This is a genomic window from Baekduia sp. Peel2402, from assembly GCF_052567285.1.
This window is the reverse complement of record NZ_CP199582.1, coordinates 865,778-884,894: the sequence shown is the minus strand read 5'-3', so window position 1 is coordinate 884,894 and position 19,117 is coordinate 865,778. Positions and strand designations below refer to the sequence as shown.

At 71.4% G+C, this 19,117-nt stretch carries 22 protein-coding genes; 17 read left to right on the top strand and 5 right to left on the bottom strand.

From position 1 onward, the window contains the following. Positions 1 to 70: 70 nt before the first annotated feature. The 3 genes from ACT01A_RS04370 to ACT01A_RS04360 all read right to left on the bottom strand — a co-directional run bounded on the left by ACT01A_RS04370 (position 71) and on the right by ACT01A_RS04360 (position 2,484). Complete coding sequence (locus ACT01A_RS04370) at positions 71 to 1,036, bottom strand: calcium-binding protein (protein WP_445151024.1); 966 nt, start codon at positions 1,034 to 1,036, stop codon at positions 71 to 73. Between the two features lie 75 nt (positions 1,037 to 1,111). Continuing rightward, a complete protein-coding gene (locus tag ACT01A_RS04365; RefSeq protein ID WP_445151023.1) occupies positions 1,112 to 1,588 on the bottom strand; it encodes a GNAT family N-acetyltransferase in 477 nt (158 codons plus the stop codon). Positions 1,589 to 1,626: 38 nt separating this feature from the next. After that, positions 1,627 to 2,484, bottom strand: a complete 858-nt coding sequence (locus ACT01A_RS04360; RefSeq protein ID WP_445151022.1) for a GNAT family N-acetyltransferase — start codon at positions 2,482 to 2,484, stop codon at positions 1,627 to 1,629. A 105-nt stretch (positions 2,485 to 2,589) separates the two neighbouring features. On the opposite strand from ACT01A_RS04360, the gene rpmF reads away from it, so the two are divergent. The 5 genes from rpmF (at position 2,590) to ACT01A_RS04335 (ending at position 8,201) form a co-directional block, all read left to right on the top strand. Further along, the gene (gene rpmF / locus ACT01A_RS04355) at positions 2,590 to 2,790 is read left to right on the top strand and encodes a 50S ribosomal protein L32 (protein WP_445151021.1); all 201 of its coding nucleotides are present in this window, start codon (positions 2,590 to 2,592) and stop codon (positions 2,788 to 2,790) included. 4 nt (positions 2,791 to 2,794) lie between these two features. Further along, positions 2,795 to 3,883 (top strand): phosphate acyltransferase PlsX, encoded by a 1,089-nt coding sequence (gene plsX / locus ACT01A_RS04350; RefSeq protein WP_445151020.1) that lies wholly within the window; start codon positions 2,795 to 2,797, stop codon positions 3,881 to 3,883. Beyond that, positions 3,880 to 4,131 (top strand): acyl carrier protein, encoded by a 252-nt coding sequence (locus ACT01A_RS04345; RefSeq protein WP_445151019.1) that lies wholly within the window; start codon positions 3,880 to 3,882, stop codon positions 4,129 to 4,131. Before plsX ends, ACT01A_RS04345 begins: the two co-directional genes overlap by 4 nt. A 56-nt stretch (positions 4,132 to 4,187) precedes the next feature. Further along, complete coding sequence (locus ACT01A_RS04340) at positions 4,188 to 4,850, top strand: ribonuclease III family protein (protein WP_445151018.1); 663 nt, start codon at positions 4,188 to 4,190, stop codon at positions 4,848 to 4,850. Between the two features lie 72 nt (positions 4,851 to 4,922). After that, positions 4,923 to 8,201 (top strand): chromosome segregation SMC family protein, encoded by a 3,279-nt coding sequence (locus ACT01A_RS04335; RefSeq protein WP_445151017.1) that lies wholly within the window; start codon positions 4,923 to 4,925, stop codon positions 8,199 to 8,201. Between the two features lie 550 nt (positions 8,202 to 8,751). Here ACT01A_RS04335 and ACT01A_RS04330 read toward each other — a convergent pair. Together ACT01A_RS04330 and ACT01A_RS04325 are read right to left on the bottom strand one after the other, a co-directional pair. Next, positions 8,752 to 9,540 (bottom strand): hypothetical protein, encoded by a 789-nt coding sequence (locus tag ACT01A_RS04330; RefSeq protein ID WP_445151016.1) that lies wholly within the window; start codon positions 9,538 to 9,540, stop codon positions 8,752 to 8,754. Then, positions 9,537 to 9,995: a GNAT family N-acetyltransferase gene (locus ACT01A_RS04325; protein ID WP_445151015.1), complete on the bottom strand. Its 459-nt coding sequence runs from the start codon at positions 9,993 to 9,995 to the stop codon at positions 9,537 to 9,539. The genes ACT01A_RS04330 and ACT01A_RS04325 overlap by 4 nt, the downstream gene beginning before the upstream one ends. Positions 9,996 to 10,015: 20 nt before the next feature. Here ACT01A_RS04325 and ftsY point away from each other — a divergent pair, with 20 nt between their 5' ends. From ftsY to lepB, 12 genes are all read left to right on the top strand, one after another. Beyond that, entirely contained in the window at positions 10,016 to 11,017 is a 1,002-nt protein-coding gene (ftsY, locus tag ACT01A_RS04320; protein WP_445151014.1) for a signal recognition particle-docking protein FtsY, read from the top strand. A gap of 61 nt (positions 11,018 to 11,078) precedes the next feature. After that, positions 11,079 to 11,510 (top strand): NfeD family protein, encoded by a 432-nt coding sequence (locus ACT01A_RS04315; protein WP_445151013.1) that lies wholly within the window; start codon positions 11,079 to 11,081, stop codon positions 11,508 to 11,510. A gap of 37 nt (positions 11,511 to 11,547) precedes the next feature. Beyond that, complete coding sequence (locus ACT01A_RS04310) at positions 11,548 to 12,468, top strand: SPFH domain-containing protein (protein WP_445151012.1); 921 nt, start codon at positions 11,548 to 11,550, stop codon at positions 12,466 to 12,468. After that, positions 12,446 to 13,090: an O-methyltransferase gene (locus ACT01A_RS04305; protein WP_445151011.1), complete on the top strand. Its 645-nt coding sequence runs from the start codon at positions 12,446 to 12,448 to the stop codon at positions 13,088 to 13,090. Before ACT01A_RS04310 ends, ACT01A_RS04305 begins: the two co-directional genes overlap by 23 nt. Positions 13,091 to 13,134: 44 nt before the next feature. After that, a complete protein-coding gene (locus ACT01A_RS04300; RefSeq protein WP_445151010.1) occupies positions 13,135 to 14,499 on the top strand; it encodes a hypothetical protein in 1,365 nt (454 codons plus the stop codon). A 12-nt stretch (positions 14,500 to 14,511) separates the two neighbouring features. Further along, positions 14,512 to 15,846: a signal recognition particle protein gene (gene ffh / locus ACT01A_RS04295; protein ID WP_445151009.1), complete on the top strand. Its 1,335-nt coding sequence runs from the start codon at positions 14,512 to 14,514 to the stop codon at positions 15,844 to 15,846. Positions 15,847 to 15,895: 49 nt separating this feature from the next. Further along, entirely contained in the window at positions 15,896 to 16,144 is a 249-nt protein-coding gene (rpsP, locus tag ACT01A_RS04290) for a 30S ribosomal protein S16 (protein ID WP_445151008.1), read from the top strand. A gap of 12 nt (positions 16,145 to 16,156) precedes the next feature. Then, positions 16,157 to 16,390, top strand: a complete 234-nt coding sequence (locus tag ACT01A_RS04285) for a KH domain-containing protein (protein WP_445151007.1) — start codon at positions 16,157 to 16,159, stop codon at positions 16,388 to 16,390. A 7-nt stretch (positions 16,391 to 16,397) separates the two neighbouring features. Next, entirely contained in the window at positions 16,398 to 16,910 is a 513-nt protein-coding gene (gene rimM, locus ACT01A_RS04280; protein WP_445151006.1) for a ribosome maturation factor RimM, read from the top strand. Beyond that, positions 16,911 to 17,726, top strand: a complete 816-nt coding sequence (gene trmD, locus ACT01A_RS04275; protein WP_445151005.1) for a tRNA (guanosine(37)-N1)-methyltransferase TrmD — start codon at positions 16,911 to 16,913, stop codon at positions 17,724 to 17,726. A 180-nt stretch (positions 17,727 to 17,906) separates the two neighbouring features. Further along, a complete protein-coding gene (gene rplS, locus ACT01A_RS04270) occupies positions 17,907 to 18,479 on the top strand; it encodes a 50S ribosomal protein L19 (protein ID WP_445151004.1) in 573 nt (190 codons plus the stop codon). Positions 18,480 to 18,485: 6 nt separating this feature from the next. Continuing rightward, positions 18,486 to 19,115 (top strand): signal peptidase I, encoded by a 630-nt coding sequence (lepB, locus tag ACT01A_RS04265; RefSeq protein ID WP_445151003.1) that lies wholly within the window; start codon positions 18,486 to 18,488, stop codon positions 19,113 to 19,115. The last annotated feature ends 2 nt before the right edge of the window (positions 19,116 to 19,117 follow it).

Sequence of the window (19,117 nt, the reverse complement as noted above, 5' to 3'; positions counted from 1 at the left end):
GCCGATGGCATCATGCCATCGGCCTGTCCTTCGGCGGGGGTGGCCGCCGGGGCTTGGTGACGCTGTAGATCTAGGGCGTCTGCGGCGTGTCGGGGAACGCCGCGGCGAGGTGCGCCTTGGCGGCGTCGACCGCGGTGAGGGTCGGCGCGGGGCCGTTGACGACGTTCTCGCAGTCGGCGCCGATCACGTCGTCGGAGTCCGCGTAGACCGTGTCGACGCCCGGGCCGCAGGTGCCCTTGTCGCGGTGCGGCGCGCCCACGACGCCGTCGTAGACGTCGATGACGTCGGAACCCTTGCCGCCGCTGAAGAGGTCGGTCGTCGGGCCGCCCTGGATGACGTCGTTGCCGTCGCCGCCGTTCAGCGACAGCGTGCCGAGGAAGGCCGGGTTGGCCGTCCCGAGGCTGACGAGCACGTCGGGGCCGGGGCCGCCGTCGTAGGTGCCGGCGACGCCGCGCACGCCGAATAGCTGGTCGGCGTTGTCGTCGCCGGTGACGTGGTCGTCGTTGGAGTTGCCGACGACGAGGTCCTGGCCAGTGCCGCCGTCGAGGTAGGTGCCGTTGCCCTGCGGGAAGCCGCCGCGGATCTCGTCCGCGCCGCTGCCGCCGTGGGCGCGCGACGGGCTGTTGGCCTTCGTGTCCAGGTGGTCGGCGCCGTTGTCGCCGAACAGCTCGGTGGTGTTGCCGTTGCCCGTCAGCGTGTCGGGGCCGCCGTTGCCGTGGACCACGAGCCCGTACCAGTAGAAGGTGTTGGTGAACGTGTCCGCGCCGTTGCGCAGGTTGACCACGACGTCGCTCGTCGGCGGGCAGGAGACCGTGCCGCCGGAGGCCGTGCAGTTCGCGCCCGCGGTCAGCGTCTGAGCCGAGGCCGTCCACTGGTTGTTGGAGGCCAGCGTGACGTCAGCGGGGCCGGGGCCGGCCTGGAACGTCGTCAGGTTGATGGACCCGGAGACCGGAGCGCTGGAGACCGTCGAGGCGCCCGCCGAAGCGGGGAGCAGGAGAGCCGCGGAGGTTGCGGCGGCGATGAGCGATCGGTGCATACGCCAGACCTAACGTCTTTTGGTGAGCTTCCTTACTCGACCTCCGGTTAGTCCGGAATGCCGATCGTCAGGGAGTCAGTCCAGCGCCTTGACGTAGGCGACGGTCTCGAGGTCCATCGGGGCGAAGACGTCGCGGCGGCCGTCGGGCGCCCAGCCCAGCGCGCGGTACAGCTGCTCGGCGGGCGATCCGGCCAGCGTCCAGAGCTGGGCGCGGCTGTAGCCGGCGGCGCGCATCGCGTCGTCGGCGGCGCCGAGCAGCGTGCGCGCGATGCCGCGGCGCCAGTGGTCCGGGTCCACGAAGAGCGCGCTGACGTGCGCCAGGCCGGGAACGGGCGTGGGGTCCTCGCGCGCGGCCTGCGCGCCGGCTAGCGCACACACGCCGAGGATCCCGCTCGCGGCGTCGTCGTCCTCGTTCTCGGCCACGGTGACCCATGCGCCCGAGCGCGCCAGCCGCAGCTCCCACTCCAGCTCTTCCGCCGCCTCGTCCGGGACCGCCAGCGAGGCGCCGGCCCACGCGCGGTGCGTCTCATCGCAGCGGCGGGTGAGACGCACCAGCGCGCGCAGATCGGCGCGGGTCGCGGGCCGCAGCCTCACAGGTACGCGCCGGACGGCAGGTAGGGCGCCAGCGGCCCGGTCTCGCCGCGCACGAAGATCGGCCCTTCGGTCGTCAACGACAGTCCCATGTCGAGCGCGACCGCGATCGCCCAGTCGTTGTCGGCGGCGACGAAGTCCAGGTGCACGGTCTGGCCGGGCTCGCCGGCGGCGAAGCACGACCACAACAGGTCCTGGGCGACCGCGGCGTCGCGTGCGGCGACGATCATCGGCGAGCCGTCGCGCACGACCGCCCAGCCGCCGCCGTCGTGCACCAGCAGCTTGCCGCCGGTCTCGAGGAACCCGGGCAGGTCCTGGGCGTGCGACGCGCCGCGCACGAACCGCGAGGCGTCGTCGAGGATCTCGCGGTCGGCGTCCGGGTCGCCCGCGCGCGACCGCAGCCCGGCGGGGATCCGCGAGCGGTTGATCTGGCCCGTCGCGGCGACGCACGGCCGCAGCGCGAACCCGGCGCGGAAGTAGCGCCGCAGCGCGCGCGGGTCGGTCGAGGCGAGGATCAGGCCCCCGCGGCAGCCCTCCAGCGTCGTCAGCGCGCCCTCCAACAGTCGCCCGCCGAGCCCCGCGCCCTGCCAGGTCGGTGCCACGCCCAGCAGCGACAGGCCCCAGATGCCCTCGCGCACGATCGCCAGCGCGACGCCGACGATCTGGCCGTCCTCGTCGGACTCCGCGACCCAGCAGCCGGCGGGGTCGTTGGCGACCATGTGCCGGACGCGCAGCGCGCGGCGCTCGTCGTAGAGCCGCGCCTCCGCCTCGGAGGAGGGTTGGAACTCGATCGGGATGACGCTCGCCAGCGCGGCGCCGCCGACCGCCGAAGCGGCGTCGACGTCGTCGGCGGTCATGAGGCGAACGGAGGCGGATGGGACGGCGGACACGGCGTCTGAGTCAACCACGCGGAGGGCCGCACGGCACTGCGGTCGCGCGTCCGCTACCCTTCCCGGTCGCTCATGGCCGTCCCGAAGCAGAAGCAGTCACACAGCCGCACGACGAAGCGCCGGTCGCAGCATAAGATCAGCTCGCCCGCCGTCAACGCGTGCCCGCAGTGCCATTCTCCGCGCCGTCCGCACCGCGTGTGCCCGGTCTGCGGAACCTACTCGGGCCGCCAGGTCCTCGAGCCCGACGCCGGGCACGGCCACAGCCACGACTAGCGCCATGGCCTCGGAAGGGGCCAGCGGCCGCGTCGTCGTCGCGGTCGATGCCAATGGGGCCGATCTCGGCCCGGCGGAGGTCGCTGCCGGCGCCGCCCTCGCGGCCGCCCAAGGCGTCCGCTCCATCGTCTTCGGGCCCGCGGACAAGCTCCGCGAGGCCGATCTCCCCGCGGGCGATCTCGTCGAGATCGTCGACGCGCCGGTGTCGATCGCCAAGGTCCCGGACCCCGTCGCGGCGGCTCGGTCGACCAACGACGCCTCGATCGTCCTGGCCGCCAAGGCCGTCGCTGAGGGGCGCGCCGACGCGCTCGTTTCCGGCGGCTCCACCGGCGCCGCGCTGGCCGCGGGCCTGCTGAACATCCGTCGCGCTCAAGGCATCTACCGTCCGGCGCTGGCGATCCCGCTGCCCGTCCCCGGCGGCCGCCCGCCGGTCACGCTGCTGGACGTCGGCGCCAACGCCGAGGTCCGCCCCGAGCACCTCGTCCAGTTCGCGTTCATGGGCGCCGCGCTGGCGACTGCCGTCCTCGGCCTGGAGCGCCCGCGCGTGGCGCTGCTCTCCAACGGCACCGAGGCGATCAAGGGCACGCCGCTGGTGCAAGAGGCCTACAAGTTGCTCGAAGAGCGCGCCGCCGCGTCGCCGCTCGTCGACTTCGTCGGCAACACCGAGGGCAACGTGATCATGGACGGCGTCGCCGACGTGGTCGTCGCCGACGGCTTCACCGGCAACGTCGCGCTGAAGCTGATCGAGGGCGTCTCGTCCGCGACGCTGCGCTCGATCCGCGAGGCCGCACTCGGCTCCTCGCGCGGGAAGCTCGGCGGTCTCCTGCTGCGCGGCGACCTCGCCGCGTTGCGCGCCGAGATCGACCCGGAGGCCCAGGGCGGCGCTTACCTGCTCGGGCTGCGCAAGCTCGGCGTGGTCCCGCACGGGCGCTTCACGCGCGCCGGCTTCTCGCAGGCGATCCTGCTCGCGGCCCGCGGCGTGCGCAACGACGTGGTCGGCTCTACGCTGACCGCGCTGGACGATGCTGGCGCTTTGAAGTCTCGACCGCCGCTCGCGTCCGCTCCGAGCACTACCGTGCAGGAACCGTCATGAACCGCGAAGACGTCCTCACGCTGATCCGCAACCACCTGGCCGACGAGCTCGACCTCGACGCCGGTGTCATCACGGAGGAGACGCGCTTCAAAGAGGATCTCGATGCCGACTCGCTCGACCTGTACACCTTGGTGCAGGAGCTCGAGGACTCCTACGGGGTCAAGATGAGCGACGAGCAGGCCGCGCAGATCCTCTCGGTCGGCCAGGCGGTCGACTTCGTCCTCGCCCACGCGCCGAGCGCGACCTGAGAAGGACCTCGTCCCCGGTCACCCGCGTGCAGCAGCTTCGCGATCTTCTCGATGAAGTGCCCGAAGACCTGGCTCGCCAGGTCTTCACGCACGCGTCCTGGACGGCCCGGCGGTCGGACTCCTACGCGCGCCTGGCGTTCCTGGGCGACAGCGTGCTCGGCCTCGCCATCACCGCGCACATCTACCCACTGCTGGAGGCCGAGCGCTACGGCGCCGGGCGGCTGACGAAGATCCGGGCCCAGACGGTGTCCGGGCCGTCGTGTCGCAACGTGGCCGAGCGGCTCGGCGTGCCGGAGCGCCTGCGGGCCGCGGCGCCCGAGGGCGCCGAGCAGACGACCGCGCTGATGGAGACCGAGCGCGTGCTCGCGTCGATCATCGAGGCGGTCATCGGCGCGTGCTTCCTGCACGCGGGCTACGAGCGGACGGCGGCCGCGGTCGTCGCGGCGTTCGAGCCGGAGCTGGAGAACGCGCTGGAGCACCCGGTCGACTACAAGTCGACGCTCCAGGAGCGCCTGGCGCAGCGCGGCGAGGTCGTGGCCTACGAGGTCACCGCTGAGCACGGGCCGCCGCACGATCGCACCTTCGAGGTGGCCGCGCAGGTGGACAGCGCGGTCATCGGGACCGGCTCCGGGCGTTCTAAGAAGCACGCCGAGCAGGAGGCCGCGCGCGTGGCGCTGGAGTCGCTGGAGAGCGACGAGCCCGCCGAAACCCCTGCATAAGGGACGGGCGCCGAACCTTCGGGCACGAACGTCCGATGGAGTCGCAAGGATGTACGGGTGCATCTGAAGTCGATGACCCTGAAGGGCTTCAAGTCCTTCCCCGACCGCACCAAGCTCGAGTTCGGCTCTGGCGTGTCGGTCATCGTCGGGCCCAACGGGTCCGGCAAGTCGAACATCACGGACGCCGTGCTGTGGGCGATGGGCGAGCAGTCGCCGCTCGCCGTGCGCGGTCAGTCGATGCAGGACGTGATCTTCGGCGGGGGTCGCGGCGTGCAGGCGCGGTCGTCGGCCGAGGTCGAGTTGGTGTTGGACAACTCAGACGGCACGGTCGACCTGCCGGTGGGCGAGATCTCGATCCTGCGGCGCCTGGACCGCAGTGGCGACGGCGAGTACCGCCTTAACGGCGCGAAGTGCCGGATGGTCGACGTGCTGGAGGTGCTCTCCGACACGGGCCTGGGCAAGGAGTCGCACTCGGTCGTCTCCCAGGGCCGCGTCGAGGCGATCGTCACGTCCAAGCCGAAGGACCGGCGGCTGCTGATCGAGGAGGCGGCGGGGCTGGGCAAGCACCGCAAGCGCCGCCGGCGAGCGCAGCTGAAGCTGGAGCGCACGCAAGACAACTTGGATCGCGCGTTGGACGTGGAGCGGGAAGCTCGCTCTCGGTTGCGTCCCTTGAAGCGCCAGGCCGAGGCGGCCGAGCTGCACGAGCGCCTGGAGCGCCAGACGGTCGAGGCGCGCTGGGAGCTGGCGCGCGAGGTCGTGCGCGCGCGGCGGGCGGAGATGGCCGAGGCCGTCGAGAAGGTGACGTCGTCGCGTGCATCGCGCGAGGAGGCCCAGGGCGAGCTGCGCGAGGTCGCGGCGCGCCGTCAGCTCGCCGAGGAGGCGCTGGCCAAGCGCTCCGAGCAGCGCGAGCAGCTGGCGCGGCGGGTGGAGCGGGCGCGGTCCGCGGCGGACCGGATCGAGCTGCGCCTGGAGCGCACGCGGGAGACCGCCGAGCAGGTCGCCGAGCGGGCGCAGAACCGCGAGCGCCAGTTGGGCGCGTTGCAGTTGCAGGCCGCGGAGGACCAGCCGGACGAGAACGGGCTGGAGCGGATCGAGTCGATCGAGGCGCAGCTCGTCGAGCTGGACGGTGACCGCGCGGCCGCGCTGGAGCGCGAGTTGAAGGCCTTGGACGAGCAGCGCGCCGCGGCGGCCGCCCGCGTGGCCGAGCTACAGACCGACGTCGAGGCCAAGCGCGCGGCGCTGGCCGAGGCCGACCAGGCGTGCGAGGTGGCGCGCCAGGCGCGGCGCGCGGCCGAAGCGTCCGCCGAAGCGGCCCGACGCGAGGCGGCGAAGGTCGGCGCGGAGCTCGCCCGCGCGAACCAGTTCCTGCGCACGCACTCCGGGCCGGCGGGCGGCGCGCGCTCGCTTTCGGATGACTTGGAGGTCGAGGCCGGCGCGGAGCTGGCTTTGTCCGCCGCGCTGGGCGCGCGGCTGAGCGCCGCGGTCGTAGAGGACCGGGCCGCGGGCGCCGACCTGCTCGACAAGGCCAAGCGCGACGGCGGCCGCACGCTGATCGCCTCCGGCCACGCCGCTTCGCTCGCCGACGCCAAACCGCCGGTCGACGGCGCGCGCCCCTTCACCGACCTCGTCCGCGGCCCCGAGCCTGCGCTCTCCCTGGCGCGTCGCCTGCTCGCCGACGCCTGGCTGGTCGAGTCGCTCGACGACGTGCCGGACTCGTTCACCGGCGTCGCAGTCACCGCGGCGGGGCGCGCCTGGCTCGGCGCGACGCGCGAGCTGCAGCAGGCCGCCGAAGGCGGCGCCGAGCGCGTCCTGGCGATGCGCAACCAGCGCGACGCGCTGATCGCGCAGGCCGAGACGCACGTCCAGGCCGAGCACGAGGCGGGCAAGGGCGTGGAGGCGGCGACGTCGGCCGTCACCGCCTCGGACGCGTCGCGCGACGAGGCCGAGCGCTCACGGCGCGACGCCGAGCGCGCCTACGCGGAGGCCAAAGAGTCCGAGCGTCAGGCCGCGTGGCTGATGGAGGAGCGCCGCAAGGCGCCCGAGCAGGGCGAGGCCGCGGTCCGGCGCGCGCAGCTCGAAGGCGAGTTGGCGGCGGAGAAGCGCGTCGCCGAGCAGGCCGCCAAGGCGCGTGAGGAGCGCACGCAGCGGATCGCCTACCTGTCGGCGCAGCTGGAGCGCGATCGCGCGATCGGCCCGGCTGCCGGTCGCGTCGCCGACGTCCTGGCCACGGTCCTGGAGGCGGTCCGCGCGCGCGTGAGCGAGATGGAGGCCGCGCTGGCCGCCGACCGCGCCGAGGGCGAGGGCGTGGCTCAGGAGCTGCGCGCGTGCGCGGCCGCCGAGGCCGAGATCCAGCAGAAGCTCGGGGAGCGCAACGAGGCCGTCACGCGGGCCGAGGTCCGCGCGCAGCAGCTGCGCGACCAGGAGAAGGAGGCCTCGGAGGAGCTCGGCCAACTCGCCGAGAAGCTCGAGCTGCCGGCTGAGCCGCGCGACGAGCCGCTGGCGCCTGAGGAGGCGTCCCAGCTGCGGCAGCGGATCGAGCGCCTGATCAAGCGTCGCGAGCAGCTCGGCCCGGTCAACCCGCTGGCCAAGCAGGAGTACGACGAGGCTGTCCAGCACGTCGACGAGCTGGAGCGTCAGCGGACCGACCTCGAGACCGCGCTGCGCGAGCTGAAGGCGTTCATCAAGGACACCGACAAGCAGATCCGCACGACGTTCACCGAGACCTTCGAGGCTGCGGCCAAGAACTTCGAGGAGCTCTCCCAGACCCTGTTCCCGGGAGGCAAGGGCCGCCTGACGCTGGTGCGCGAGGAGAACGCACCGCGGCCGGTGCTCGGCGGCGCCAAGGCGGACGACAACGGCGACGGCGCCTCCGAGGTCGAGGCGGACGCCGCCGCAGAAGCCGCCGCCGACGCTGAGGCCGAAGCCGAAGAGGGCGGCATCGCCCCCGACGACGACCTCGGCGTCGAGATCGAGATCACACCCGCCGGCAAGTCCATGAAGCGCTTGACGCTGCTGAGCGGCGGCGAGAAGACGATGACCGCGATCGCGTTCCTGTTCTCGGTCTTCCTTGCCAAGCCGTGCCCGTTCTACATCCTCGACGAGGTCGAAGCCGCGTTGGATGACCTCAACATCACGCGCTACCTCGACCTGCTGCAGGCGCACGCCGACTCGGCCCAGTTCATCGTCGTGACCCACCAGAAGCGCACGATGGAGGCGGCCGACACGTTGTACGGGGTGTCGATGGGCAACGACGGCGTCTCGAAGATCGTGTCGCGGAAGATGCCCAAGGAGTACGTGGCCGACGCCGAGGCGGCGGCGACGCAGGGCGAGCCGGTGGGGGCGGGGGCGTAGGGCGCGGAGCGCTCGCGGGCGTCCGCGGGCGTGGGGAGGCGGCGAGGAGCGTGTCACGGAGGTGGCTGAGCGCCGCCGTGTGCGGTGTGGCTGGTCGCTGGGGCGTGGCGACCGGCGGCGCCCTAGCTGCTAAAGGCACGGCCGGCGTTGGGATCGGGTAGCCGGATCGCGGCCTCGAAACGCCCGTTTCGGGACGCAGGGGCGAAGTTCGGGGCCGAAGCGTCGATCCGGGTCGCGTTAGCCGTAATTATTGGGGATAGAGCGACCCGGATCCCGAAATCGGCGATGCGGGTCGCTTTTGCGTCGCCTATCGACGCTAGAACGACCCGGACCTCGAATCAGGGGGTTCTTCGGTCCCGAACCGACCCTCGCGCGCTGCCAACCACGACCACGGCCGCGATCCGGCTACCCGATCCCAACGCCGATCGTGCCCTCAGCCCCTAGGGCGCCAACAGTCCACCACGCCACCACGACGAGCCACACCCCGAGCGGCGGCGCTCAGCCACCCTCGTGACACGCTCCTCGCCGCCAAACCCCGACACAACGCGCCCTACGTGTACCCCCACACCCGCAACCGCCGCTGGAGCGTCGAGATATAGGTCTTGCCCCGCGGCCAATAGCGATCACCCCGCAACCGCCCCGCCCGCAGCTCCGAGCGGAGGAACGCGTCGGCCGCCGAGCGCTTCCCGAGCCGATACTCGTCGGCCACCCACGCGGCGAGGATCCCGAGCGCCCGGATCCCCGACCGGCGAGACTTATATGCCTTGAGCCACCGCGCCGCGTCGGTCCTCAGCGTCTCCGGATGCGCGCGGGTCACGTCCTTCCAGCGTCCATGCGAGAACGTCAACAACCGCACCGGCATCGCGGAGTCCGCGAACGACGCGAAGGCGTAGCCGAACCGCGCGTCGCCGGTGGCAAAGATCCCGTCCGCCAACGTGTAGCCGAAGTCCGCGAAGTCGCGAGACGTCGCCACGTAGCGCGCGCCGTCCCAGCGGAAGATCTGCGCGACCAGGCAGCAGTGGGCGCCGCCGGTGTAGAAGTCGACGATCACCTCGGGCTCGGCGTCGCCGTCGAGATCTACCACGCGCAGCGACTGCTCGTCCACCGTCTTGCCGGGCGCGCAGTAGGGGAGGGGGCACTGCTTCGGCACCGCGACCGCGTCGAACGCCGCGACTCCGCCGCGCGTGATCGTCAGCGTCAGGCCGTCGTACTGGAAGTCATCGACCTTCTCATAGGAGAACGTCGCGTTGACCGCGCCGAGGGCTGCCGTCTCGGTCGCGGCACCGGCGGGCGCCGCGAAGGCGAGCGCCGCGAGCAACCCAACAGCGAAAACCCTCACAGCGCCTTCTCGCCCCAGAACGCCGCGAACGGGTTCGCGTTGAAGTTCCCGATCGACGCATAGCCCGCGCGCTCGTACATCGCTTGCGCCTGCGGCTGGTGCTCGCCCGTGTCCAGACGCGTGATCTTGTAGCCCAACCGCCGCGCCTCGTCCTCCAACCCCTTCAACAACCGCGAGGCGTGCCCGCGCCCGCGGGCCGACGGCACCACGAACATGCGCTTGATCTCCACCGCCTCATCGTCCAGTCGCTTCAGCCCGCCGCCGGCGACCGCTACGCCGTCTTCCAAGACCACTAAGTAGCAGCCTCCGCGCGCTTCGCTGAAGTCCTCCGGCGTGGCGCTCGGCGCGTTCGGGACGTCGATGCGTCCGTACAACTCGGAGACCTCGTCGACCATGGCGGCGACGAGCGCCAATGCCTGCGGGTCATCGGACGGGACGGTGCGCAACTCGATCACCCCGCTATCTTCGCGCAGCGATGGCCCGAGACTGGCGCGAACTGTTCATCACCGGCGAGGCACCCGCCGCCGGCGACACCCCCGACAACGCCGAGGAGCCCGAGAAGCGTCGAGGCTTCTTCCGCCGCCTGCGGGAGAACATGGCCAAGACGCGGGAGGCACTCGCCACCGAGATCCAGGCCACGCTCTTCGACACGCTCGACGACGAGACCTGGGAGCGCCTCGAGGAGGCGCTGATCATGGCCGACGTCGGCGCGCGCACGACCGCCGGCGTCGTCGGCCAGCTCGAGCAGGAGGCGACCTCCGGCGAGGTCGAAGGCGGCCCCGCGCTCCAGGAGCGCCTCGTCCAGCTGCTCTCCGGCATCGCCAAGACCGGCACCGACACGATCGACCTGCGCCACGAGCCCACGGTGATCATGGCCATCGGCGTCAACGGCACCGGCAAGACCACCACCATCGGCAAGCTCGCCTGGCACCTGCGCCAGGAGCTCGGCAAGACCGTCGTCCTCGGCGCCGCCGACACCTTCCGCGCCGCCGCCGTCGAGCAGCTCGCCGTGTGGGCCAAGCGCGCCGACGTCGAGATCGTCACCGGCCCCGAGAACTCCGACCCGGGCTCGGTCGCCTTCGAGGCGGTCAAGCGGGGCCGCGAGGGCAACTTCGACGTCGTGATCATCGACACCGCCGGCCGCCTGCACAACCAGGACCAGCTGATGGACGAGCTGTCCAAGATCCGCCGCGTCATCCAGAAGCAGATGCCCGACGCGCCGCACGAGACGCTGCTGACGATCGACTCGACCACCGGCCAGAACGGCGTCCGCCAGGCCAAGCTCTTCTCCGAGGCGGTTCCGGTCGACGGCATCGTCCTGACCAAGCTCGACGGCACCGCCAAGGGCGGCATCGCGCTCGCGATCGCCGGCGAGCTCGGCATCCCCGTGAAGCTGATCGGCATCGGCGAGGCCCTGGAAGACCTCCGGCCGTTCGATGCCGACGACTTCGCGCGCGCCCTCGTCGTGTCCGCGTAATACGACCAGAACACCCAGGTTCTCCCAGGGACATGCCGCCCCTGGGATACTCGCTTCACCGATGGACGCCTGGCTCATTTGGCTGATCTGCGCGGTAGCGGCCGCGGTGGGGGAGATCCTCACCGCCGGCTTCTTCCTCGCCCCCTTCTCCGCCGGCGCGTTCGGCGGGATGCTCGCCGCGCTGCTCGGCGCGGGCGCGGTGATCCAGCTGATCGCGTTCTTCGCGGTCACGATCGCCTGCTTTGCGCTCGTCCGGCCGATCGCCCGGCGCCACATGTACACGCCGCCCTCGATCCGCACCGGCACCGCCGCGCTGATCGGGCGCAGCGGGATCGTGCTGGAACGGGTCGCCAACGACGAGGGCGTCGGATCGGTGCGCATCGACGGCGAGGTCTGGACCGCCCGCTCACTCGACGACCACGTGGTCATCGACGCGGGCACGAAGGTCGAGGTCGTCGAGATCCGCGGCGCCACGGCGCTGGTCGCGCCATGAACCACTTCAACAACACCCCCGACCTGGAGGTCAACCCGTGGTCGCGCTGATCGCGCTCATCGTCGTCCTGCTGTTCGCGCTCTTCGTGGCCGCGCAGACGATCCGCATCATCCCGCAGGCCCGCGCCGGCGTCGTCGAGCGCTTCGGCCGCTTCAGCCGCACGCTGGAGCCCGGCCTGGCGATCGTCATTCCGTTCATCGACCGGGTCAAGCCGCTGATCGACCTCCGCGAGCAGGTCGTGTCGTTCCCGCCGTCCGGGGTCATCACGGAGGACAACGTCACGGTCAACATCGACACGGTCCTCTACTTCACGATCACCGATCCGAAGGCCGCCTCCTACGAGATCGCCAACCCGCTACAGGCGATCGAGCAGCTGACGGTCACGACGCTGCGCAACGTCATCGGCGGCCTGACGCTGGAGGACTCGCTGACCTCCCGCGACCAGATCAACTCGCAGTTGCGCACCGTCTTGGACGAGGCGACCGGCAAGTGGGGGATTCGGATCGCCCGCGTCGAGCTGAAGGCCGTCGACCCGCCGGCCGGCATCCAGGAGGCGATGGAGAAGCAGATGCGCGCCGAGCGCGACCGTCGCGCCGCGATCCTCAACGCCGAGGGCTTCAAGCAGTCTCAGATCCTGACGGCCGAGGGCGAGAAGCAGTCCGCGGTCCTGCGGGCCGAGGGCCAGAAGACCGCCGCGATCCTCCAGGCCGAGGGCGAGGCGAGCGCGATCGCCACGGTCTTCAAGGCGATCCACGACGGCGATCCGGACCCCAAGCTGCTCAGCTACCAGTACCTGCAGATGCTGCCGCAGATCGCCAAGGGCGACGCCAACAAGCTGTGGGTCATCCCGTCGGAGTTCACCGCCGCGCTGGGGCAGCTGTCCTCCGCCTTCACGGGCGGGAGCAACGCCGATGACCGCAAGCCGGAGCCCCCGCATGGCGGACCTCGTTCGCTCTGACATCGAGGACTACGCGGCGGCGCACACCACGCCGCTGCCTGACGGCCTGCTCGCGCTCCACGCCGAGGCGGAGCGCGAGCTGCCTTACCCGTCCATGCTGTCCGGGCCGGTCGTCGGTCAGCTCCTGGCGACGCTCGTCGCCGCCACACAGCCGCGCGTTGTCATAGAGGTCGGGACGTACGCCGGCTTCAGCGCGCTGGCGATGGCGGCCGCGCTGCCGCCCGGCGGCAAGATCATCACCTTGGAGCTGGAGGACGCGCACGCCGACTTCGCCCAGCGCCACTTCGACGCCTCGCCGTTCGGCGACCGGATCGAGCTGCGGCGCGGCCCGGCGCTGGAGTCGCTGGCGCAGATCGACGGCCCGTTCGACTTCGTCTTCGTCGACGCCGACAAGACCGGCTACCCGGACTACTACGAGGCCGCGTTGGCCAAGTTGTCGTCCAACGGCTTGATCGTCGTCGACAACACGCTGCGCGGCGGCGGCGTGCTGGCACCGGACTCCGAAGGCGACCGCGTCATCGCCGATCTCAACGCGGCTTGGGCCAGCGACCCGCGCGTGGTCGCCACGCAGCTGACCGTCCGCGACGGCGTGACGATCCTGCGCCGCGCGGACGCCTCATAGAACCCTCACGCAACCCGCGGCGCAGGGAGTACGTTCGAAGGGTCATGGCCTTTCGTCGACTCCCCGCCGCCGCCGCCGCCGTCCTGACCGCCGCCGTCGCGCTCGGCGCTTCCGCCGCCAGCGCCGCCGCCGCCGCGCCCTGGACGAGCCCCGTCACTACGCCCGGCGCCTCCGCGACGCCCGCGCCGCTGATCATCACCACCAACGGTCACGCGCTCGCGTTCCCGTCCTCCTCCACCGCGCCGACGCAGATCGTCCCGCTGGACCTCGCCTCCGGCGCGCCGAACGGCACGATCCGCCCGATCACGATCGCCTCCACGATGGCCGCCGCCTACGCCCGCGACCACTGGGTCCTCGCCGGCTCCACGCTGGACTCGCGCGGCACGATCTCCGACAAGAGCCACGTCCAGGTCGGCTACGGCTCCGGCGCCTCGGACCTCGGCCCGCTGAAGGGCATCTCCGGCTCGACCGGCCGCCACGCGTTCGGCCTCGCCGCCAACGACGACGGCGTGGTCGCGATCGTCATCGGCAACACCACCGAGCGCCGCCTGCTGATCCGCCGCCCGGACGGCCGCGGCTTCGTCCAGGCGTTCTCCACCAAGGTCGGCTCGCAGGGCCGCGGCGCGACCGTCGCCGTCGGCGCCAAGGGCGACGTCCTTATGGTCTGGGAGAACGAGCACCACATCTACGCGCGCCACGTCGGGCCGTCCGGCAGCGTCGGCTCCGTGCACCACGTCGGCGACGGCGTCCAATCGCACCTGCAGGCCGCGGTCGAGGCTGGCGGCCGCCTCATGATCGCCTGGGTCAGCCAGCGCGTCGGCGAGGGCGACGCCCACACCCCGGCGTCCGTCTACTTCGTCACCGCCGCGCCCGGCAAGGCCTTCAACAAGGCCCGCCATCTGGAAGACGTCGGCGTCGAGGGCACCGGCCGCTACGTCTCCGACCCCGCGGTCCGGCTGATCACCGGCGGCGCGTCGCTGCTGGCGTGGACGGGCTACGACGCCGCCTCGTCGCACTACGTCGTCCGCGTCGCGTCGCTCAGCGGTGGCCACGTCGGGACCGCGCAGAACGTGTCGGGCACGAGCGCCAACGCGGTCCTCGGCGACCTGAGCGTCGACGACGACGGCACCGCCGCCGTGATCTGGCGTACCGGGATCGCCGGCGCCGACCCCGACAACGGCCCGCAGTCGATCGCCGCCGCCACGCGCGCCACGCCGTCTGCGCCCTTCGGCGCGCCCGAGACGATCGCCTCCGCGCCCGCCGCCGTCACCGGCTCGGCCACCAACACGTCGTTCCCCTACACGCCGCAGATCACCCTCGCGCCGACCACCGGCGCCGCGCTTGCCGAGTTCGGCCAGTTCGCCGGAACGTCGAGCCTCTTCTCGGTCGCGGCGCGCCCCGCGCCCTAGACTGTCTGCGACGTGTTCGACGCCCTCGCCGAGAAGCTCCAGGAGACCCTGTCCGACGTCCGCGGCCGCGGCACGCTGACCGAGGACGACGTCAACAAGGCGATGCGCGAGATCCGCCTCGCGCTGCTGGAAGCCGACGTCAACTTCAAGGTCGTCAAGCAGTTCACGGCGACCGTCAAGGAGCGCTGCCTCGGCGCCAACGTCATCGGGCAGCTCAACCCGGGCCAGCAGGTCGTAAAGATCGTCAACGAGGAGCTGACCGCCCTGATGGGCGGCGCCTCGGCCGGGATCACGTTCGCCCCGCGCCCGCCGACCGTCATCCTGATGGCCGGCCTGCAGGGCTCCGGCAAGACGACCGCCACGGCCAAGCTCGCGCGGTACCTGAAGGAGAACAACGGCTCCTCGGTCGCCGTCGCCGCGTGCGACGTCTACCGTCCGGCCGCGGTCGACCAGCTCATCAAGGTCGGCGGCCAGGCCGGCGCCACCGTCTACGAGCAGGGCACCGACAAGGACCCGGTCGACATCGCCCGCTGGGCGCTGGACCAGGCCAAGATGGAGGGCAAGGACGTCCTCATCGTCGACACCTCCGGCCGTCTGCACGTCGACGAGCGCCTGATGCAGGAGCTCAAGGACATCCGCAAGGCGGTCAAGCCGACCTCGATCCTGCTCGTCGTCGACGCGATGACCGGCCAGGACGCGGTCAACGTCGCCGAGCAGTTCTCCGAGGCGGTGGACTTCGACGGCGTCATCATGTCCAAGTTGGACGGCGACGCCCGCGGCGGCGCCGCGCTGTCGGTCAAGGCCGTCACCGGCAAGCCGATCGTCTTCGCCTCGGTCGGCGAGAAGCTCGACCAGTTCGAGGCCTTCCACCCGGACCGCATGTCGCAGCGGATCCTCGGCATGGGCGACGTCATGTCGCTCATCGAGAAGGCCGAGCAGCAGTTCGACGAGGACGAGGCCAAGGAGCTGGAGCGCAAGCTCCGCAAGGACGAGTTCACGCTCGACGACTTCCTCAAGCAGCTCCGCCAGCTGCGCAAGATGGGCCCGCTGACCTCGCTGCTGGGCATGATGCCGGGCTTCGCGGGCCAGCAGCTCAAGAACTTGAAGGTCGACGAGCGCGAGCTCGACCGCGTTCAGGCGATCATCCTCTCGATGACGCCGGAAGAGCGCCGCAAGCCCGAGCTGATCAAGGGCTCGCGCCGTCTGCGGATCGCCAAGGGCTCGGGCACGAACGTCCAGGCGGTCAACCAGCTCGTCAAGCAGTTCAGCCAGATGCGCAAGGTCATGAAGCAGATGGGGAAGGGCCGTATGCCCGACCTCCAGGCCTTGATGCGCCAGGCTCGCTAACCTCCAGCGTCGGTTTTCGCCGCTTTCATCCCGTAACGCAAGGAACTTCATGGCAGTTCGACTCCGATTGACGCGCGTGGGCGCGAAGAAGAACGCGATCTGGCGCATTGTCGCCGCTGATCAGCGCTCTCCCCGCGACGGCCGCAACATCGAGATCCTGGGTCAGTACAACCCCCAGACCGAGCCTTCGACGATCACGCTCAACGAGGATCGCGTGCGTCACTGGGTCGCCACCGGCGCGACGGCGACGCCGCAGGTCCGCAAGCTCCTGCGCACGCAGGGCATCGAGCTCTCCTAGCTCGCCATCGCCGTGAAGGACCTGCTCGACTACCTCGCCCGCCAGCTCGTCGACGACCCTGAGAAGGTGGCCGTCGAGCAGTTCGACGAAGAGGACGGCACCGTCGTCCTCGAGCTGTCGGTGGGCGAGGAGGACTACGGCCGCGTAATCGGCAAGGGCGGGCGCACCGCCAACGCCCTGCGGACGGTCGTCAAGGCCTCCGCCGTCAAGGAGCAGCGCCGCGTCCTCGTCGACATCGTCGACTGACGCGGCGGTGACCGACTCCGCCGCCGGCGATCTCCTCGCCGTCGGGCGCATCGGGCGCCCGCACGGCCTGGACGGCTCCTTCAAAGTGACCCAACCGCGCGAGCGCGTCCTCGCTGACGCCACGCGGTTGGTGCTCGATGGCCGCGAGGTGGAGATCGTCCGCCACGACGGCACGCCCGCCGAGCCGATCCTGCGGCTGCGCGGCATGACGTCGCGCGAGGCTGTTGAGGCGGTGCGTGGGCACGACCTCTTCTTCCCGCGCGCCGAGGCGCCGCCGCTGGAAGAGGACGAGTGGCTGGCGGAGGACCTCGTGGGCTGCGCGGTCGTAGACGGTGAGACGCGGGTCGGCGTCGTCGCAAAGCTGCTGCCGTACCCGTCGTGCGAGCTGCTCGAAGTGCAACGGCCCGAGCCCGGCACCAAAGCCATCCTCGTGCCGTTGATCTCCGATGCCGTCCGCACCGTCGACGTCCAGGCCAAGGTCATCGACATCAACTTGGCCTTCCTTGGAGACAACGCCTAGATGCAGCTCGACGTCGTCACGCTCTTCCCGGAGTGGTTCGACTGGTTCCACACGCAGCGCCACGTGCGCAACGCGGTGCAGCGCGGCCACGAGGTGCGGGCGTTCAACCCGCGCGACTGGACGCCGCTGAGCGGCGGCCAGGTCGACGACACGCCCTTCGGCGGCGGCGCCGGCATGGTCCTGCGCGTCGACGTCATGGACAAGGCGCTGCAGGGGATCTACAACCAGGACCCGCTCGACCTGCGGCGCGAGCGGCGCGTGATCGCGCTGACGCCCGGCGGTCGGATGCTCGACGACAACCTCGTCAACGAGCTCGCGGAGGAGTCGGCGATCACGCTGCTGTGCGGGCGCTACGAAGGCTTCGACGAGCGGATCGTCCAGCACTTCGCGTCGGATGCCGTGAGCGTCGGCCGCTTCGTGCTGAGCGGCGGCGAGCTGGCGGCGATGGTCGTCATGGACGCGGTGCTGCGCAAGATGCCGGGCGCTCTGGGCCACTCCGAGAGCGCCCTGGAGGAGTCGTTCTCCCAGGCCTTGGGCGGCGATCCCGAGTACCCGCACTACACCCGTCCGGCCGAGTACCGCGGCTGGAAGGTCCCTCCGGTGCTGCTGAGCGGCCACCACGAGGAGATCCACACCTGGCGCCGCATGCGCTCCGCCGAGCGCGGTGTCGTCGGTCCGACGGCTCACCCGCCGGATCCCGAGGGCGACACGACCATTCGCCGCGGTGCCGGTCCGGACCCGTTCGGACCGATGTCCGGCGACGAGGACGCGCCACGCGCGTCCGGGCCCGACCCGTTCGGGCCCATGTCCGGGTAAAAGGACCCGCAAACCGCGGGAGCGAGCCGCCAGGCGAGCTGCCGCAGCGAAACGAGCCCGCAGGGCGAGGCTTCGCCAGGCTCGAACCCCAGGCGCTCCGCTCGTGAAGAGCGTGTTCGCTACCATCATCCGGCCGACGCGCGGAGATCCGCTCTGCGCCTGTCGCGCCCCCTCTTTGCCATGAGCACCGTCATCGACTCACTCGAGCGCGCCCAGCTGCGCCGCGTCCCCCGCTTCCAGGCGGGCGATCGCGTCCGTGTCCACTTCCAGGTCATCGAGGGCACGCGTCGCCGTACGCAGGTCTTCGAGGGCGTGGTGATCAAGCGCCAGGGCCACGGTGCCCGCGAGACCTTCACGGTCCGCAAGCAGTCGTTCGGTGTCGGCGTGGAGCGCACGTTCCCCGTGCACTCGCCGAAGATCGAGAAGATCGAGGTCGCCGCCCGCGGTGACGTCCGTCGCGCCAAGCTGTACTACCTCCGCGATCGCGTCGGCAAGGCCGCCCGCGTCCGCGAGCGTCGGTACATCGGCCCGGAGGAAGTCGTCGAGGCCGGTCTGCTGCACGACCCCGCCGCCCAGCTCGAGGCCGAGGCCGCCGCGAGCGACGGTGCCGTCGACGCCGAGGGCGCGACGGCCGAGGAGACGGTCGTCGAGGCGCCTGACGCGCCGGCCGCTGAGGCGACCGACGACGGCGCCGCGGCCGAGTCCGAGGCCGCCGCCGAGGCGTCCACGGAGCCCGACGCCGACGCCAAGTAGCAGTCGATGAGCGCCGCCGCCGGCGGAGCGAAGAAGGAGAAGTCGGCCGGCAGCTCGTTCGTCGAGCTGGTCGTGATCGTCGTAGTCGCCCTCGGACTGGCGCTCGGCATCCAGGCTTTCCTGGTCAAGCCGTACCGGATCCCGAGCGAGTCGATGGTCCCGACCTTGAAGATCGGCCAGCGCGTGCTCGTCAACCGCTTGGGCAACCGCTTCAACAAGCCCGAGGTCGGCGAGGTCGTGGTCTTCCACCCGCCGGCGGGCAGCGAGTCCAACACCTGCGGCGACAACAACAAGAAGCCCGACCAGGCGTGCGACAAGCCGACGTCGCAACGATCGGACGTGAACTTCATCAAGCGCGTCGTCGCGGGCCCGGGCGACACCTTGTACATCAAGGGCGGGCACGCCTACGTCAACGGCAAGCGGCAGAAGGACGACTTCACCCGCCCGTGTGCCGACGGCGGCTCCGGCTGCGACTTCACGCGGCCGATCACGATTCCGGCGGACCACTGGTTCATGATGGGCGACAACCGTGGAGAGTCCGACGACAGCCGCTTCTGGGGGCCCGTCCCACGCAAGTGGATCATCGGCGGCGCCTTCGCCACCTACTGGCCACCGAAGCGCATCGGTCTCCTCTAGTG